This is a genomic window from Pedobacter sp. Bi126 (genome assembly GCF_918698245.1).
GTDB lineage: Bacteria > Bacteroidota > Bacteroidia > Sphingobacteriales > Sphingobacteriaceae > Pedobacter.
This window is the reverse complement of the sequence record NZ_CAKKMS010000004.1, coordinates 741,349-759,463: the sequence shown is the minus strand read 5'-3', so window position 1 is coordinate 759,463 and position 18,115 is coordinate 741,349. Positions and strand designations below refer to the sequence as shown.

At 37.1% G+C, this 18,115-nt stretch carries 21 protein-coding genes; 6 read left to right on the top strand and 15 right to left on the bottom strand.

What is annotated here, in order from left to right:
• Nucleotides 1-7 precede the first annotated feature (7 nt).
• The 3 genes from LQ201_RS18080 (at nucleotide 8) to LQ201_RS18070 (ending at nucleotide 3,200) form a co-directional block, all read left to right on the top strand.
• On the top strand, nucleotides 8-1,168 hold the full coding sequence (locus LQ201_RS18080; RefSeq protein WP_083488690.1) for a 2-isopropylmalate synthase: 1,161 nt from the start codon (nucleotides 8-10) through the stop codon (nucleotides 1,166-1,168).
• A gap of 293 nt (nucleotides 1,169-1,461) precedes the next feature.
• Nucleotides 1,462-2,712: a threonine ammonia-lyase IlvA gene (gene ilvA / locus LQ201_RS18075; RefSeq protein ID WP_230144787.1), complete on the top strand. Its 1,251-nt coding sequence runs from the start codon at nucleotides 1,462-1,464 to the stop codon at nucleotides 2,710-2,712.
• Between the two features lie 137 nt (nucleotides 2,713-2,849).
• Nucleotides 2,850-3,200, top strand: a complete 351-nt coding sequence (locus LQ201_RS18070; RefSeq protein WP_230144786.1) for a cupin domain-containing protein — start codon at nucleotides 2,850-2,852, stop codon at nucleotides 3,198-3,200.
• A gap of 164 nt (nucleotides 3,201-3,364) precedes the next feature.
• Here LQ201_RS18070 and LQ201_RS18065 read toward each other — a convergent pair whose 3' ends face one another.
• Nucleotides 3,365-3,925, bottom strand: coding sequence for a DUF4230 domain-containing protein (locus tag LQ201_RS18065; protein ID WP_230144785.1), 561 nt, complete (start codon nucleotides 3,923-3,925; stop codon nucleotides 3,365-3,367).
• A gap of 135 nt (nucleotides 3,926-4,060) precedes the next feature.
• On the opposite strand from LQ201_RS18065, the gene LQ201_RS18060 reads away from it, so the two are divergent.
• Nucleotides 4,061-4,471: a hypothetical protein gene (locus LQ201_RS18060; RefSeq protein ID WP_230144784.1), complete on the top strand. Its 411-nt coding sequence runs from the start codon at nucleotides 4,061-4,063 to the stop codon at nucleotides 4,469-4,471.
• Nucleotides 4,472-4,478: 7 nt separating this feature from the next.
• On the opposite strand, the gene LQ201_RS18055 is transcribed toward LQ201_RS18060, so the two are convergent.
• Nucleotides 4,479-5,471: an ABC transporter ATP-binding protein gene (locus tag LQ201_RS18055; protein WP_230144783.1), complete on the bottom strand. Its 993-nt coding sequence runs from the start codon at nucleotides 5,469-5,471 to the stop codon at nucleotides 4,479-4,481.
• Nucleotides 5,472-5,622: 151 nt separating this feature from the next.
• On the opposite strand from LQ201_RS18055, the gene LQ201_RS18050 reads away from it, so the two are divergent.
• Nucleotides 5,623-5,907, top strand: a complete 285-nt coding sequence (locus LQ201_RS18050) for a DUF6364 family protein (RefSeq protein WP_230144782.1) — start codon at nucleotides 5,623-5,625, stop codon at nucleotides 5,905-5,907.
• Nucleotides 5,897-6,313: a PIN domain-containing protein gene (locus LQ201_RS18045; protein WP_230144781.1), complete on the top strand. Its 417-nt coding sequence runs from the start codon at nucleotides 5,897-5,899 to the stop codon at nucleotides 6,311-6,313. Before LQ201_RS18050 ends, LQ201_RS18045 begins: the two co-directional genes overlap by 11 nt.
• 112 nt (nucleotides 6,314-6,425) lie before the next feature.
• Here LQ201_RS18045 and LQ201_RS18040 read toward each other — a convergent pair whose 3' ends face one another.
• The 13 genes from LQ201_RS18040 to hemB form a co-directional block, all read right to left on the bottom strand.
• Nucleotides 6,426-7,211: an outer membrane beta-barrel protein gene (locus tag LQ201_RS18040; RefSeq protein ID WP_230144780.1), complete on the bottom strand. Its 786-nt coding sequence runs from the start codon at nucleotides 7,209-7,211 to the stop codon at nucleotides 6,426-6,428.
• Nucleotides 7,212-7,324: 113 nt separating this feature from the next.
• Nucleotides 7,325-8,083, bottom strand: coding sequence for a hypothetical protein (locus LQ201_RS18035; protein WP_230144779.1), 759 nt, complete (start codon nucleotides 8,081-8,083; stop codon nucleotides 7,325-7,327).
• Nucleotides 8,064-8,633: an RNA polymerase sigma factor gene (locus LQ201_RS18030; RefSeq protein WP_025146912.1), complete on the bottom strand. Its 570-nt coding sequence runs from the start codon at nucleotides 8,631-8,633 to the stop codon at nucleotides 8,064-8,066. Before LQ201_RS18030 ends, LQ201_RS18035 begins: the two co-directional genes overlap by 20 nt.
• Before the next feature lie 378 nt (nucleotides 8,634-9,011).
• Entirely contained in the window at nucleotides 9,012-10,169 is a 1,158-nt protein-coding gene (locus LQ201_RS18025) for a hypothetical protein (RefSeq protein WP_230144778.1), read from the bottom strand.
• Between the two features lie 207 nt (nucleotides 10,170-10,376).
• On the bottom strand, nucleotides 10,377-10,937 hold the full coding sequence (locus tag LQ201_RS18020; protein WP_230144777.1) for a CopD family protein: 561 nt from the start codon (nucleotides 10,935-10,937) through the stop codon (nucleotides 10,377-10,379).
• Nucleotides 10,937-11,680 carry a hypothetical protein gene (locus tag LQ201_RS18015; protein WP_230144776.1) on the bottom strand — a complete coding sequence of 248 codons (744 nt, stop codon included), beginning with the start codon at nucleotides 11,678-11,680 and terminating at the stop codon, nucleotides 10,937-10,939. The genes LQ201_RS18020 and LQ201_RS18015 overlap by 1 nt, the downstream gene beginning before the upstream one ends.
• A gap of 2 nt (nucleotides 11,681-11,682) precedes the next feature.
• Nucleotides 11,683-11,916 carry a hypothetical protein gene (locus tag LQ201_RS18010; protein ID WP_230144775.1) on the bottom strand — a complete coding sequence of 78 codons (234 nt, stop codon included), beginning with the start codon at nucleotides 11,914-11,916 and terminating at the stop codon, nucleotides 11,683-11,685.
• 52 nt (nucleotides 11,917-11,968) lie between these two features.
• Nucleotides 11,969-12,994 (bottom strand): uroporphyrinogen decarboxylase, encoded by a 1,026-nt coding sequence (gene hemE / locus LQ201_RS18005; protein WP_230144774.1) that lies wholly within the window; start codon nucleotides 12,992-12,994, stop codon nucleotides 11,969-11,971.
• 191 nt (nucleotides 12,995-13,185) lie between these two features.
• Entirely contained in the window at nucleotides 13,186-13,701 is a 516-nt protein-coding gene (locus LQ201_RS18000; protein ID WP_230144773.1) for a hypothetical protein, read from the bottom strand.
• On the bottom strand, nucleotides 13,701-14,405 hold the full coding sequence (locus tag LQ201_RS17995) for a response regulator transcription factor (RefSeq protein WP_025146905.1): 705 nt from the start codon (nucleotides 14,403-14,405) through the stop codon (nucleotides 13,701-13,703). Before LQ201_RS17995 ends, LQ201_RS18000 begins: the two co-directional genes overlap by 1 nt.
• 8 nt (nucleotides 14,406-14,413) lie before the next feature.
• On the bottom strand, nucleotides 14,414-15,280 hold the full coding sequence (locus tag LQ201_RS17990; protein ID WP_230144772.1) for a sensor histidine kinase KdpD: 867 nt from the start codon (nucleotides 15,278-15,280) through the stop codon (nucleotides 14,414-14,416).
• 326 nt (nucleotides 15,281-15,606) lie between these two features.
• Nucleotides 15,607-16,977, bottom strand: coding sequence for a glutamate-1-semialdehyde 2,1-aminomutase (gene hemL, locus LQ201_RS17985; protein ID WP_230144771.1), 1,371 nt, complete (start codon nucleotides 16,975-16,977; stop codon nucleotides 15,607-15,609).
• A 96-nt stretch (nucleotides 16,978-17,073) separates the two neighbouring features.
• Entirely contained in the window at nucleotides 17,074-18,042 is a 969-nt protein-coding gene (gene hemB, locus LQ201_RS17980; protein WP_230144770.1) for a porphobilinogen synthase, read from the bottom strand.
• Nucleotides 18,043-18,115 lie beyond the last annotated feature (73 nt).

Here is an 18,115-nt window from a genome sequence, read left to right as displayed (position 1 = left end):
TAAGATTATGATTCACGACCCGAACAAAGTTTATATTTTCGACACGACATTGCGTGACGGGGAGCAGGTTCCAGGCTGCCAGTTAGATACAAACCAAAAAGTAGAAATCGCTAAATCACTTGAGCTTTTAGGTGTTGATGTGATTGAAGCTGGTTTCCCGGTATCTAGTCCAGGAGATTTTAACAGTGTAATTGAATTATCAAAAGCAGTTACCAACCCAATTATCTGCGCGTTAACCCGTGCAAATAAAAATGATATTGATGTTGCTGCAGATGCTTTACGTTATGCAAAAAGACCTCGTATCCATACTGGGATTGGTTCATCCGATTTCCACATTAAACATAAATTTAACAGTACCCGCGAAGAAATTTTAGAACGTGCTGTTGAAGCCGTAAGGTATTCGAAAAAATTTGTGGAAGATGTTGAATTCTACGCAGAGGATGCCGGCCGTGCCGATATCGAATTTTTAGCTAAAATGGTTGAAGCAGTAATTGCTGCCGGTGCTACCGTGGTAAATATTCCAGATACCAACGGTTATTGCTTACCAGATCAATACGGCTCGAAAATTCTTTTTTTGAAAGAGAACGTAAAAAATATCGATAAAGCCATTATCTCTGTGCACTGCCACAATGATTTAGGCTTAGCTACAGCGAATTCTATCGCAGGCTTACAAAATGGTGCCCGTCAGGTAGAATGTACGATAAACGGCATCGGAGAGCGCGCAGGGAATACATCAATGGAAGAAGTCGTCATGATTTTGAAAACCCACAAGATTTTGGGCTTAAATACCCAGATTGATGCTACCCGTTTTTATGAAATGAGCCACATGGTGCGGAACCAGATGAATATGCCGGTACAACCGAATAAAGCAATTGTTGGTGGAAATGCATTTTCTCATAGCTCAGGTATCCACCAGGATGGTTTCTTGAAAAACCGCGAGAACTACGAAATTATTAAACCAGAAGATGTTGGTTTCCCTGATGCAACCATTGTATTAACTGCAAGAAGCGGACGCCATGCTTTAAAACACCATTTAGACCGTTTAGGCCATAAATTGGAAAAAGATCATTTAGATATTGTTTACAAACAATTTTTGGTTTTAGCCGATAGCAAACAAGGTATTAACGATTACGATTTAAACCAATTGGTTGCTTTGCATTTGGCTTAAAAGCTGAAAGGTTAAAGACTAAAGCTAAAAGCAAGCTGAGAATTGCCTTAAAAACTTTGAGGGTGTACCCCTTTGGAGAGTTTATCCCGTCTTTTCGGGAGGGCAAGTGGAGGATTTAAATTTGGAATACAAACTTAGCCCACCTAAACCTGATTGGAATGAACATGAAGCGCAGCGAAATAAAATGTAAAGCAGGACAGCTGCAACCGATGGAACACCAAACCGTGCTTTACAAAAAAATACAAGTGAAATATTAGTCTCGATACTCATATCTCTCTTCTTGATACTAAATTATGAATACTACAACACCGAATACATTAGATTTTTTATCTGCATCGCAAAGGTTAAAAGGGGTGGTAAAACGTACGCCTTTAGAGTTTAACGCCGGACTTTCTGCTCATTACAATGCCAATATTTATTTAAAAAGAGAAGACCTGCAGATTGTACGCTCGTATAAATTGCGTGGTGCCTACAATAAAATTAGCTCCTTGCCACAAGATGCATTAATTAACGGTGTAGTTTGTGCAAGTGCTGGTAACCATGCACAAGGTGTGGCCTATTCATGTAAAAAACTCGGCATTAAAGGGGTGATTTTTATGCCAGAGATTACACCGAAACAAAAGGTTAAACAAACTTACATGTTTGGTGGCGACAATGTTGAAGTGGTTTTAGTAGGCGATACTTTTGATGATTGTTTAAAGGAAGCTTTGGCTTATAGTGCCGAAAAATCAGCTACTTTTATTCCACCTTTCGATGATGAAAAAGTAATTGAAGGACAGGCAACGGTTGGTGTAGAAATTTACGAAGATCTACCTGAACTAGATATGATTGTAATGCCGGTTGGCGGAGGCGGTTTAGCATCGGGTGTAAGCGCTTACATGAAAACCGTTAAACCTGAAGTGAAATTAGTTGGTGTTGAACCACTTGGTGCACCATCAATGGTTACGGCAATGGAATATGGCGGTCCTTTTACTTTAGAAGAAATAGACCGCTTTGTGGATGGTGCAGCTGTAAAAAGAATTGGCCATATCACTTACGAATATTGTAAGGAACTGCTGGATCAGATGCATTTAATCCCTGAAGGAAAAATCTGTACAACCATTTTAAAATTGTATAACGAAGATGCCATTGTGGTTGAGCCTGCAGGAGCACTCTCTGTGGCCGCATTAGATCAGCTTAAAGACCAGATTGCAGGTAAAACGGTAGTTTGTATCGTAAGTGGCGGGAATAACGATATTGAGCGCATGCAAGAGATTAAAGAGAAATCTTTGCTTTTTGAAGGCTTAAAACATTATTTCATTGTACGTTTCCCACAAAGACCAGGTGCTTTAAAGTTATTTGTGAATGAAGTTTTAGGTCCACAGGACGACATTACCCGTTTCGAGTTTATTAAAAAAACAAATAAAGAAAATGGCCCTGCATTGGTTGGTATCGAACTTTCTAATAAAAACGATTATGCAAGTTTATTGCAACGCATGAAAGATTTTAAATTTGAAATTATTGAGCTAAACCAGGACCAGACTTTGTTTGAATATTTGGTTTAAGGTTCTTTAACCGCGAAGGGCGCAAAGTTTTTTCGCTAAGCACACAAAGTATAATTTAATTTCTTTGTCATCCTGAGCCTGTCGAAGGACAATTAAAGTGTTTCGACAAGCTCAACATGACACATCTTAATAGAAAAATGAATTTCAAAGACTTAAACAACAAGGCATTAATTTCTGACAGCGATATTGATTGGGAAGATTTAGGAGCAGGTGTTAAACGCAAAATTATGGCTTACGATGACCAGTTGATGTTGGTTAAAGTAGAATTTGAAAAAGATGCCATTGGTACCATCCACAATCATCCTCATTTACAAATGAGTTATGTAGCAAAAGGAAGTTTTGAAGTAACCATGGGCGATGATAAGAAAATTTTAAATGAAGGTGATGTTTTCTTTGCCCCATCAAACGTATTTCATGGCGTTGTATGTTTAGAAGCCGGATTATTGATCGATATTTTTAATCCGCATAGGGAAGATTTTTTGAAGTAAAACCGATAGCCGTCATTCGAGCGGAGTGCAACGCAGTCGAGAACCACGAAGTGCTCAGCGAAGCTAAATCTATCTCGAGGCAGATCTCTCCACTCCACTGCTTTCCGGTCGAGATGACGACACTATGTGACGATCGCTTAACCCTAAACCCTCCACCTTAAACCCTACTCAAAAGTAAACCTCACATTCTTATAGCCCAAACCTTCTATAATCGGTTTAAGTACCGTTGTAGCATTGGTTTTAGTCTGCGTTAAAATACTCGATTTTTTAACCTCAGCAGTTACTTGTCTTTCGGCTGCTTTATATGCTTCATCTACCAAACCAGCCTCGCGGAAGAAAGCCATTTTGGTATCGTAAACACGCGAGTTTTTATGGTCGATTTTTACATAACATATTTCAGGCTGTGGCAAATTTACTACAGCGGTGTCCGCATCAATATTAATATCTTCACGGGTAATTTTTGTTAAGTCGATACAGCCTACCGCTTCAGCTTTAACAATCAACAAAACACTGGCTTCGGGTAAAAAGTCTGTTTTATTTTTGTGTTCTAAAACATCGCTGATCTGGTACCTTACCAGCTCTAATTTACCAATTGCCTCAATTTTCTCTACCAGAAGCTGATGTTTGCTCTCTACGGAGGTATTAATACTGAACTTTTTGGAAATAAATAAATACCCTGCAACGATTAAAATTAACCAGGGTAAGAGGCGAAAAAAGAACTTCATGTTTAAAAAAATAAGGTACCAACATTTATGTATTTAATCTGTTGCACAATAATTAATCCATTAATCCACAATTATATTTTTTTGGCAACAGATTTGTAATACCAATATCACACACACAAATAAACACTAATCAACATGAAAAAATTTACCATCTTAATGCTTTGCATTGCCACACTAGGTCTGGCTTCTTGCAAAAAAGACACGATTGTTCAACCAGCCAATGCCATTTTAACTGTCGTTAAAGATATATCTCCCAACGCATGGGTATTAAGTAATGATCAAAAAACATTTACTGCAGATATTTCTGTACCTGAAATCGACCAGTATCATGTCGACAATGAAGGAACTTTGGTTTACATTTCCTACAATAGTGGTGCAAGTTATATTGCATTACCATTTGTTTATAATGTTGATGCATACAGCTTCGAAGTATACAAAGGTGGAGTATCTATCGATGTACAAAGTTCAGATTACCAGGCAACAACTCCAATAAAACCTACATCAACAGTAAGGGTAAAAATAGTTCTTGTTGGAAACGATTTATAACTAGTATTTAAAATTCCAAAAAACGACTGATGTTCAATTGAACGTGGTCGTTTTTTTTATGCTCTCCCCTGTTTAGCTGCAAAGCACGGATGTTAACACCATTTCTTTCTAAAAGCAGTTCATCATAAAAACCTTTGTAGTACACATCCTTTACCTCATAGCGCCTGCTGCTCCAACTATTGCTTATTTCAGCCCATTCGGGATAAAACACAACGAATTCTTTTTCCGTTTTTAAACCAATTTTTTCGGCATCAGTTTTCGATAAAACCACGGCATTGCCTAAAATCTGAGCGGTATAAATGTGTTTGGGATGCTGGTAAATGTCAGCTGGTTTTCCAGTTTGCAGCAATTCTCCATTTTTTATTATAAGTAACAGGTCTGCTAAGAATAAACCGTCGGCCGGATCGTGAGAAACCAAAATTACGGTAACCCCAGTTTCGGAGGCTACTCGTTTAATATCGGCACGCAGTTGATTCTTAAGTAACGCATCAACCTGACTAAAAGGTTCATCTAAAAGTAAAACCTGTGTATCGGCAACCATTGCTTTTGCTATGGCCACGCGCTGTTGCTCTCCGCCGCTCAGTTCGATAATTTTTTTGTTCTGCAGTGGCGAAATCCGAAGATGTTCCATAATCTGAAGCGTTTTTTCGGCTTTGGTTTTAAGGTCTGTGTTCGATAGCTGTGAGGCAATATTATCGTAAACCTTCGCATAAATATTTAACGAAAAATCCTGCGTAACCATTTTCATCTGTTTGTGGCCTGGGATGAGTTGTTCATCGGGACCTTTAACCCTTTGATCTTCGAAAAAGATTTCACCCTCATCGGTCTTGAGCAATCCGTAAATGGATTTCAGCAAGGTCGATTTTCCACTGCCACTCTCTCCGATTATGGCCACTATATCGCCTCTTTTGATTTCAAAACTTACATTTTTAATCCCTCCGGCCTGTTCTGCCTGATATTGCTTGGTTAAATTTTTAACGTTGATTATGGTATTGCTCACGTGGTAAAGATAAGAAAAAGGTAGAGGGTTTTAAGGTGGAAGATTTAAGGTGCAAACAAAATTACACGTGTGTTATATTTTATTTTTGCACGTATCCAAGCATCTATGTATCTTTACATCAATACATCTTGACATCAGCAATTATAAGGCCATGAACACTAAACTAACCTTAACTATAGATAAGTCTGTTATTAAACAGGCAAAAGCTTATGCAGAACAGCAAGGCAGAAGCCTATCTGCAGTGGTAGAAAATTATTTAAAAGCTGTTATCAAAAAAGAAGAGATTGTAAGAGACGATGATGAGCTTTCTCCGATCATAAAATCTTTGATGCTCCGCCCGAAAGTAGAACTACCTGATGATTATGATTATAAAAAAGAACTACAGAAAGTCAAGGATGAGAAATATCAAAAATATTTAAATAATAATGAAAGATAACATTCTCATTGATTCTGATGTTTTACTTGATTTTTTTCTGAAACGAGAACCATTTTTTATTGATTCATCAAAAATTCTGAATTTATGTGTCAACCAAAAAATCAATGGTTTTGTTTCGGGTTTAATAATAGCCAACACGTATTATTTGTTGAGAAAACACTTTAGTCATAAAGATATTTTGGCCGACTTTAAGATATTATTTACTTTTTTAGATATTTTAATAATTGACAAAAATGTTATTTTGACTTCAATCGATTCTGAATTCACAGATTTTGAAGATGCACTCCAAAATTTTTCGGCTGAAAACCATGGATCAATTAATGCTATAATTACGCGAAATATTAAAGACTACAAAAGGAGTAAGCTAAGTGTATTAACGCCTACAATGTTTCTAAAAACATTATAAAATAAAAAATCCTGTCTCGCCTAACCGAAACAGGATCTGTTTATTTGTGTGTCAACCTCTCCTTTTCTTTTTGAGAGAATTTTAAGTCCTCCTTCAGGGGGATTTAGGGGCGTTAATTTAATCCAAATGTAACCCCGAAACTCATATTTTTTAAGCCAGCTTGTTGCGAGGTAGTAAACATGTCGTTAAAATAATACTTGGTAAATAATCCTATACCACCATAACCAAATCTAACTGTACCTCCGTAACGAACCGATTGAAAGTGGTAGCTATCATACTGTTTCTCTTTACCACGTTCTTCGCTTATCTGTTTAATTTTTCCGTTTAACAAAAAGCTAACCTCCGGACCTAAAACCAGGTAAAATCTTTTGCTGTTTTTGTTTTCGCTGGTACGGAATTCGAAGTTTAAGGGAATGTGTACATAACTGCTCGAGAATCGGTTTTTTGAAAAATGTACAGGTGCCTGATCGGTATATACAAATTCGTTGGAGTTTTTAGCAATAGTAATGTCTTTTCGCAAGCGGATCAATGTCCAGTCGAAACCACCGGCTACATAAACCTTAAAGTTAGAGTTGAAACGGTAGCCCAATTGCAAAACATCGAAAGAGAAAGTACTGGTTTTGCCACCTTTATAATCCAAAAAATCGTTGTTTGGCGATAAGTTGAAACTGCCATTGTCGATTAATCTGGAGAAACCTAAATCAACTCTGGTAAAAGTAATTCCGCCTACAAAACGGCCTTTTTTAACTGAATCTGTAGATTTGGTTTTAATGATGATACCATGTCCTTCACTGTAATCCATTTTCTTCTTGGTACTATCTTGTTGTGCAAAAGCACCTGGAGCCATAACACCGGCAAGCACGCTTACCAAAAGTGTTGTATAAATTAGACGTTTCATATATGTGTGTGTTATTGAGTTATTGAATGAGTGAATTATTGAATAGTGAGTGAATGACTTAAATGAGTGAATGGTTTGAATCCTAAAATCTGTAAATCCTGATCAATCCTGGCTTACTTCTTATTTCGTTTACCTATTTTAAATGGACCAATATTGATCGATGCCAAAGAAGAATCATCATCATCCGTACGGAACTGGATCAGTTTATCTTTTCTTTTGTCCATTTTATTAACAATGAGGTTTACCACATCGCCAACATTACGGATGCCTTTATTACTTTGTTCGTTATCGTTAATAGGTGCATCCGTTTTAACTGGCGTTGCAACAAGCGCAGTTACAACCTCTTCTTTTGGCTGTAAAATTGCCTCTTCGATTTCTGCTTTAATATCTTTTTTTGGTTCTACAACTTTAGCTACAACTGTTTCTTGCTTTTGCATTTCAGGGGCAGTAACTATCCGCTGTTGCTCCACAGCAGGTTTAACTTCATGTTTCACCTTTGTTTTGGCAATAACACTTACCGCCTTAGGTTGAACTGGCAAAACTGGTGCGATATTTTCAACTGGTGCAACAATTGTAGCCGAAGAATCTTTAATGGTCTGTACCCGCACCGCTGGTTTCTTTTTTTCAATTGTATTATTCGCCAATTTTTTATCTCCGTTAGTACTGTCTTGTTGTTGATAAACCAAAATCCCAATCGTAGCGATCAATAATACAGCGGCTGCCGATAACCAATAAATCGGTATGATTCTTTTTTTCTTAGGTGCTATTTCGCTTTCAATATTGCTCCATAAATCCCTCGAAGGCGTTACTTCCGCATCAGCAAAAGCATCCTTAAATAACTGATCAAAATCCTTATCCCGTATAGGTTGCATAACCAAATCCCTCCATTTTTATAATTTCTTCTTTTAATATTGCTCTTGCCCTCGACAGTTGCGATTTACTCGCGCCTTCTGAGATCCCAAGCGTTTCTCCAATTTCTTTGTGCGAATAGCCTTCAATTACGTACATGTTAAAAACCATGCGGTAACCATCTGCCAATTTTTGTATCACCTTCATTAAATCCTGCATCCCTAAAGTGCCAAAATCAAATCCGGTTGATGGTTGCTCGTAAGCTTCATCTATTTCAACCACATTTAAGCTGCGTAAATTTTTACGGTAACTTTCAATTGCAGTGTTCACCATAACCCTTCTAATCCAGCCTTCAAAAGAACCATCCCCCCTATACTCTTTTATTTTTTGAAAGATTTTGATGTAACCCATCTGCAGCACATCCTCTGCCTCCATCCTATCTTTGGCGTAGCGCATACAAACGGCCAACATCTTCGATGCAGTTTGCTTATAAAGCAGCTCCTGCATCTTCCGGTCGCCAGCTTTGCAGCCTTCCATCAAATCGTTTATCGTATAGCTTCGCGTCAATTTCATTGTGTGTTTGTAAATAGAAGATGGCAGATTACAAACAATGGTTGCATGAGGTGAGAAAAAAAGTTAAATAAAGTTAAAATAAGCATTTTACCTACTGATTATCAGAAAGATATAGCACTGATTTTTTTTCAAGAAAGATATAGATTTTTTATTTGAAAATGAACATTCAGCATTTCATCGGGAGCAGCAGTCCCGTGCCAAAGGCACTCCTTTGGAGCTATCTGCTTCAAAGCCTCGGTTCGTTCCTCACCTTCGTGTTTTCCGCTGCTATCGGGTTTAGAAACATAGGACAGGCTTAAAACAATAAAACCCCGCAGGTTTTAGATACCTACAGGGTTTGTAATGGATTAGTTAAATTACCTTCAACCTTCCTAACTTCTACCTTCCATCCTTTTTCACCTTAAACAATTTAAAATCTTGTTTATAAGTTAAGAAGAATGAGTGGTTAAACTGAAGTTGCTTATCGGTATGATCAAGATCGATATGCGGTTCGAAACGTACATCAAGGTATAAATGTGGAATTAATTCTTTTTGATACGCATAACGCAACGAAACAATGTTTCTAGCACTTTGCTTCAAACCTGGACTGTACAGGTTATCTGAAACCGATTCATAAAGTGGCATTCCTTTAATCGAAATAAAATTGTTGCCTTTCCAGTAAGAAGCCACCAAACTGCCCCATTTACTTTCTACACCCGCATTTAACCATAAACCAAAGCCACCTTGGTAAGCTCTTCTTTTATCAGGAGAAAAATCTTTATACACCGCAATATAGTTGTCGGTATATACCTGTTTAATGTTGGCATTAATTGCTTTGTGCAGTTTTAAACCAGTTGCTCCATTAAACATGGTGGTAATCGGAATTTCTTTAAGTACATCTATTTGCCCACCTTGATGGAAAGCCAAAAATTGGGCAGGCAAACTAAACTTCCAGCCATTACCTTCTGAAATGGTGCTTTCTGTAGATAAACCACCAATAATTTCCTCTTTGGCTGGATCACCCTTATAAATCATTTTCTGCCAGGCAATCCAGGCATCTAAAGTAAATTTCTTGCGCTCTACCAATAACTGTGTTCCATATTCAATTGGCGTGGTTAAGGTTCTTTCAAAATCGTATAATGGCTCGATATACTTATGTTGAATATTGCCCTCTAAACTTCCAAAAATTAAAGTAAGGTTTCTTTTATGATATTTTACGCTAAACAAAGGTTTAGCATCCGAAATTCCGTTTCTACCAAAATCCTTTCTGATAAAAGCACCGGCGGTAATCGCCAGGTTAGGATGCGCATAATAAACGATCTGAGGCTGCAACTGTGTTCCGTACAAAGTATAACCATCATGAAAATCGTTGGTATACTCGTAATTACGGACATAGTTTAAATTGTAAAAATTAAAATGAACCTCATTGGTTAAGCTGCTATCTGGACGGATCCGGTTTTCGAAAGCCGATTGATCAAACTGTGCCGAAGCGAAATAAGCACTAAAAAGAAATGGTATTAAGAGTAAGGTCTTTTTCAGACCTGTATTTGTAAACATGCGCTTTGATTTTATCGCCCAAATTTAGAATAGTTTTTTATTAAATTATCAAGTACAGGGTATCAAGTATAAAGAAGTCGGTGCAAGTTTACGCAAAGGAAACAAAGTTATTTATCCAATCACCATTAAGGCACAAAGGACTCAAAGATTTTGAAACTTAGTATTAAAGAATATTCTTATTGTTTTAGTGTCTTTGTGATACAAAAATTATTCACCTCGCTTTTTACGATAATTTTTATACAGTTTAACCGCAATCATAATGGCCATTGCTATGCCCATTATCCCTATTAAACCGTAAATCCAATTAATGGCACTTTTTAGGATGACCACAAATACAATGGCAATCATAAAAATCGTCGCCAGCTCACGCCATAACCTCAACTGAAAGCTCGTTAGCTTGTATTGGTTATTTTTAAGCTGTTTAACGATGTTTTGACAGATGAAATGATAAATGAGTAAACCGACAACAAAACCTAGCTTAACCCACATCCAATCGGCTTGAAGCAAACCTTGGTTTAAAGTTAGCATAGATACCCCTGCCAAAACAGAAATGATCATGGCCGGCATGGCGATAATTTTCCATAAAGTAGCCTCCATTTTAACAAACTGTTTTTGGAGGATAGTTTTTTCAGGTTCGGGTTTATCTTTAGCCTCGGTATGGTAAATAAAAAGACTCAGGATATAAAACAGTCCTGCCATCCAGCTAATTACAAATACAATGTGTACTGCAAGAAAATAGTGATAATATGGCAATAAGGTTTCTATCATTATTTTATTTTATTCAAAATATAGGTCTCTATCCAATTCGGGATATTCAAAAATTCAAGATTTAAAATTCCACGTTTAATATTTCCAACATAAATATGTTTACCCGCCGAATTATCCCAAAGATAAGTTTCATCAACTTCTTTTAACATATCTATAAGTAAATCCATTGTAAGAAAATAACGCTTCTCTATCCTATCTCCATCAACAAAATGGCCTCCTTTTTTTACCCTATCTTTTACTCGTTCTAAATTTATTATTGGCGTCTCTGTTCCAATGAAATATAAATAAACCTTATAGTTGTTTTGATGTGCAAATTCGATTAGTTCCAATTTCGACGGATGAGAAAAAACCGTTTCGAAAGAAAATGATTTTTTAGACTCAATCAATTTATGGCGAATAAAGTCAGCTATTATTGCGAAATGATAAGAATTATAATTAAGGTAATCATATTCTTCTTTTACAATAACATTTTCTTTTACAACTAAATTCCAGCTTTTTTTTGAGAAACAAGCCTTAGCATATAATCCATTTGAGGTATTGAATTTTTCAAATTCGGCTTGTGAGCAACTTATATCGAACTCTGAAAGATTTAAAAAATTATTCTTCTTAAAATCTGACTCTAAATTATCAGCATTTACAAAAAGTTTAGTAGAAAAATAAATTGGCTTAATTGAATTATAAAGCGTTGTTTTACCAGCCCCATTTGGTCCTGCAAAAATTCTTAGCTTAGGCTTGATGGCCATTATCAAAAAAGTTTAATCTTTTTCTTTTCAACTCTTTTTTTTGAAAAATTTCCAGAAGAAATTTTTACAGTCTCGCCATTATTGAAAGTTCTGTAAACGCCATCGGTTTTCACCTCGGTTCTACCTAAATCCATAGCATCCACTACGCGAAGAACATCATCCATCGTTTTATTTATGGCATTAATTACCTTTTTTATTGGCAATTTATCTTCGTCGCGTAATGATTTAACTGTCATGAATGATAAAATAATTTAAGCTAATATAAGCAAATGAGTTTGAATTTAGGTTTTAATACCTAAACTCCTTTACCACCTCAATTGCATACTTCACATTATCGAAAGGAATATCTGGCATTATACCATGGCCCAAATTGAAGATAAAACCTTCGGTACCACGCATGCGTTCAAATAATTTATGGATCTGTGCTTTAATTACGGCTTTGTCAGCATATAAAATATGTGGATCTAAATTTCCCTGAACGGCAATGCCTGCTGGCAAAGCATTTTTAATGTTCAATAAATCAGCGTTCCAATCAACTGAAATTACATCGGGTTTAGCTTCTGCCATAATCGGAGCAAAAACTGAGCTTCCTTTACAAAAAGAAATCACCGGAATATCTTTTCTGTTTAGGTTAGCAATAATTTCCTGAATATAACGGTGAGAAAACTCCTGATAATCATTCCATGATAAAGCAAGTGCCCAACTGTCGAAAATCTGAACAGCATTAACACCAGCAGCAATCTGAAGATTCAGGTAGTCAGCCGTTACTTTAGCAATTTTAGCCAAAAGTTTGTGTGCCAATTCTGGCTGATTGTGTATAAAGAGCTTGGTTAATTTAAAATCTTTAGATGAACCACCTTCAATTAAATAACTCATTACCGTAAATGGTGCACCTGCAAAACCGATCAATGGAATTCTGCTATCCAATCGTTGTTGAATCACTTTAATCGCATCAGCAACATATTGCAATTCGTCCAGACAATCAACATTTAAGTTTTCGATGTCTTGAGCGGTACGTACGGGGTTTGCAAATTTAGGTCCAACGCCTTGAGTAAAACTCAAATCACCACCCATAGCCTCGCCGGTTACCAAAATATCACAGAATAAAATGGCGGCGTCAATATCCAACAAATCGACAGGTAACATGGTCACATCTGCTGCAATTTCTGGATTTTTACACATCTCTAAAAAAGAGTATTTGTTTTTAATTTCCCAATATTGTGGCATAAAACGACCTGCCTGACGCATCATCCATACTGGTGGGCGTTCGGTTTGTTTTGAAAATGCTGCGTCTAAAAATAAGTTATTCTTCATGATTGTATTTGGTGTTGCACTACGCGTCATGCTGAATTTATTTCAGCATCTTTCTTTAGTTAGATCCAGAACTGAGTTCAGGATGACGGACTGCCTAAAATTTAATTTTGCAAAGGTATAAATAAAAAAAAAACGAAGTACCTTTTTATCCCTAAACTGGTGCTTCGTTATTCAAAATGACAATATTAATATTATAACTTGCTTATTTCTTTTTCAATTTTAACGATAATGTCTTTCGAGCGTTGCGTTTCGGCAAACTCTTTGGCCAATTTCGTATAAGCTTCTGCCCTTTCTCTATCTTTCTTCCGCAAGGCGAGATTAGCCAAATGGATCAGTACATACGATTTCTCATTTTTACCTCCCACCGGAAAGCGGCTTGCCAACTGAAAGTGATACTCTGCCTTATCATAGTCTTCTTCCTTCAAAGCCATATTGCCTTGCATGAATTCGTAATAACCCCTTCGGCTTTTAGCCAAGCGCTCTGGCTTAACCACCTCAGCCAATAAGGCTTTGGTTTTACCGAATTCGTTATTCTTGAAATGTTTTGATGCCATCAAAACCGAACTATGCTTAAAATGGCTCCAAATAACAAAGACAAACAACAGTCCTGAAACAGCGGCCAGCTGATATTGATTGTAAAATACACAAACCAATGCAGCAAGCGCAAAAACTGCCATTAAAGCATATCTGCCTTTATTATTGTACATTAATGACTATCAGTAAATTTATAGCCTACACCACGGATAGAGTGGAAATAAACTGGATTTTTTTGATCTGGTTCGAAATACTTACGGAAAGTTAAAATGAAGTTATCGATTGTTCTTGTTGAAGGATAAACATCATAATTCCAAACAGTTTCTAAAATCTGCTCTCTTGAAACCGCATCGTTTTTACGCTCGATCAATAGCTTCAACAACATCGTTTCCTTTTTGGTTAACGGAGTGATGGTACCATCATCGTGTTTTAATTCGAAAGAGTTAAAATAGATTGTTTTATCACCGATTTTGTAAGAATTCAATTCTTTTAAATCATCAGATTTTAAACTGCGTTTAACCAAAATACCAACACGAAGAATTAATTCTTCTAAGTTGAAAGGTTTAACCAAATAATCGTCAGCTCCTTTTTTCAAACCTAAAACACGGTCTTCCGAAGTGTTTTTAGCTGTTAAAAACATAATCGGAACTTCTGCATTCTCTAAACGGATTGTTTCGCAAACCTGGAAACCATCCATTTCAGGCAACATTACGTCTAAAATAATTAGATTAAAGCGTTCTTCTTTAAAAATTTTAAGAGCGGTTTTGCCATCTTTAACGGCGTGAACTTTATAACCCTCAAGTTCGAGGTTTAATTTGATAGCATCTAACAAGTGATCCTCGTCTTCTACCAATAGAATTCTTAATTTTTGTGACATAATTGAGATTAACTAAATGTTACTTCAAAAATACTTCCTTGAGGCAAATTGTCTTTTACTGTAATATCTGCATCATGGTATTGTAAAACCTCTTTCACAATAAACAAGCCTAAACCTGTTCCTTTCGCTTTTCTGACATTCTCGTTACCAACGCGGTAGAACTTATCAAATATCAACATTTTTTCGGCATCTGAAATACCCGGCCCCTGATCCACCACACTTAATTGAATATGCCCGTCAACTTTGTTTAAATGCACATTTATCTCATCACAAGGGTTCGAATACTTCACCGCATTCTCAATTAAATTGGTTACTACTGACGATAAGGCAAATTTGTCACCCACTAACTGCAAATTTGGCTGAATTTTAGCATTTATAATCTGCTCGCATCCACAAGAATGAACCTGTAACCTATCCGTGATTTTATATACCAGCTCCGAGAAGTTAAATTCTTCCTTCGGAAAAGTATAGGAACGGTTTTCAATTTTGGTGGCCAACAACATATTTTCAACCAGATCATCCAAACGCTCAATATCTTTTAGCGAATTGTTAAGCAATGAAGTTTGGCGTGCCTTATCCAAATCACGTTTAACAATGGTTTGGATAGAAAGTTTTATCGCCGCCAAAGGTGATTTCAGCTCATGTGTAATCGACATCAGAAAGTTTTGCTGCTGTTCCCTCAATTTATCTTCACGTTTTAACGATTGATGAAGGAAATAACCGCCGATACAGAGCAAAAACAAAAACACCGAACCTTCGCCCATAATCATGGTCATGCGGCTTGGCTGCAAACGCACCACCAATGTTCCCCACGAAATGAGCTGAATCAGTGCGTAAAGCAATAATGCGTAAAATATAATTATAGATTTCTTCATACCCCAACCCCTAAAGGGGCTTTTAATTTTAAATATCTTTTCCTTCGGGTTGATTACACAGATAATGTGATTTCACCGATTATTTTATATCGCCATGGTTTGTGTCCTCACGAACCATTTTTCCTCCGGGTTGATTACACAGATTTTTGGATTTCACAGATTGTTTTATTGCCCCACTTTTCCAGGTAGTCCTCATTGAAATTAAGGATGGTACCATTCTCTCAAAGTTTATAGCCCAACTTATTATTTTTTATATGTCTTTTATGGTTAACAACTTCTTACTCTCTATGGAAACTCAGCGTCCTCTGTGGTTAAACAAAAAAGCCTTACTTCTTAAACACTAAATCTAATGCTTCAAAAATAGCACGTTTCGCTTTCTCCAATTCGATCTTAGTATGTGCTGAAGATACGAAACCAACTTCATATCCCGATGGGCCTAAATAAATTCCTCTATTCAATAACTCGCGGTGCATAATTTTGAATTTCTCCATGCTGCTGGCATCAATATCATCAGCCGATTGGATTTTATCTTTATCGGTAAAAGCAAACCAGAAGATAGAACCAATGGTAAATACCTTAAATTTATAGTTACGTGCGGTTGCAAAACGCTGAATACTGGCTACAAATTCTTGCGCTTTGGCATTTAAATCTTTGTAAAAGCTTGATTTGTTCAACTCTGTTAATGTTGCAATGCCTGCTGCCATAGCCACCGGGTTTCCAGACAAGGTACCTGCCTGATACACACCACCATCAGGAGAGATATGTGCCATAATTTCAGCACGTGCACCATACATCCCAACAGGTAAGCCGCCACCAATGATTTTGCCATAAGTAACAATATCAGGTGTAATGCCATAATGTGCAGCAGCTCCTTCAAAACCTACCCTGAAACCGGTAATAACTTCATCAAAAATCAGAAGAGAACCGTTATCCGTACAAATTTTACGTAAAAAATGAATATATTCTTCATCTTGAATAATCAAACCATTATTTGCCGGAATACCCTCAATAATTACCGCAGCAATCTGGTCTTTGAACTGAGCAAAAGCTTGTTCGATAGCTGTTTTATCATTTAGGGGTACAACGATGGTTTCTTCAGCAAAAGATTTTGGCACACCCGCAGAAGAGGTTTCACCAAAAGTAACCAAACCAGAACCTGCTTTAACCAAAAGCGAATCGCTATGACCGTGGTAACAGCCTTCGAACTTTAAAATCTTATCGCGACCGGTAAAACCTCTTGCCAAACGAATGGCCGACATTACCGCTTCGGTACCTGAACTCGTAAAACGGATTTTCTCTACAAAACGGTTGTTTTTAATAATCAGCTCAGCCAATTCATTTTCTAAAGCTGTTGGCGCACCAAAGCTCATTCCGTTCTGCATTACCTCGGCAACTTTCTCGCGGATTTTAGGATTGTTATGTCCCAAAATTAATGGCCCCCAACTGCCACAGAAATCAATAAACTGATTACCATCGGCATCCCATATATAACAGCCATCACCTTTTTCGATAAAAAGTGGTGTACCGTAAACAGATTTAAAAGCCCTAACAGGTGAGTTTACCCCACCTGGGAAATACGTTTTTGATTTTTCGTACAATTCAGCAGATTTTACTCTCGAAATATCAGGTTTACTACCTGTATTTACCGGAATATCGGCTTCGTTGCCTGAAAACATTTTCTTTAATGAATCTAACATTTTTATTAAGCTTAAAGCTGAAAGACTAAAGCTTAAAGCGAAAAGTAAAGCGCTATAAAATGGCTTTGGTCTTTTTGCTTTAAGCTTTCAGCTTATCTAAATCCAGTTGTTATTTAAAATATCTTTAATATGGTAAGTGGTAATAATACTTGCGCCTGCGCGGGCGAAGGCATGCATGGTCTCCATTACTACTTTTTGTTCATCTATCCAACCGCGTTCGGCAGCTGCTTTTACCATGGAGTATTCGCCTGATACATTATAAACCGCAATAGGCAAATTGGTATCCTGTTTTAACCTTTGGATAATATCCAGATAAGCTAAACCTGGTTTCACCATTAACACATCAGCACCCTCTTGTTCATCCAGCTGCGCTTCTCGTAAAGCCTCTAATGGATTTCTGAAGTCCATCTGATATGCTTTCCTATCCCCTTTGCTTGGTGCACAGTCTGCAGCCTCTCTAAAAGGACCATAATATGCAGAAGCAAATTTTGTGGCATGGCTCATAATAGCTGCATTTACAAAGCCATTCTCATCTAAGAGATTACGTATGGCTTCAATCCTTCCGTCCATCATGTCAGACGGCGCAAACATATCAGCACCAGCTTCGGCATGTGTTAAAGCCATTTTAGCGATTACCGCTACTGTTTTATCGTTTTGAACATAATCGTTCTCTAAAATACCGCAATGGCCATGGGTGGTATAAGAACAAACGCAAACATCGGTAATTACATATAAATCATCACCGAACTGTTTTTTTAATTCACGAACAGCAGTTGGAACCAATGAATGATCATGATAAGCAGATTTCGCGTCTTCAGATTTTTCATCGCCCACACCGAAAAGCATAATTTTGTTGAGTCCTTTTTTCAATCCGGCCGCTACATCCTTAACCAGGGTATCAACCGAATAATGGTTCACCCCTGGCATGGCATCAATGGCGTGTGTAACATTGCTGCCTGGCACTATAAAATAAGGGTACACAAACATATCTTTCGATAACCGGGTTTCGGCTACCATCTCTCTCACCAATGGGTTTTTCCTTAATCTACGCGGACGATTTAACATTTTATTAGTATCAAGTATTTAGTATCAAGTATCGAGACTTGAATATCTTTCTATTTTTTCCTTCGGGATGATT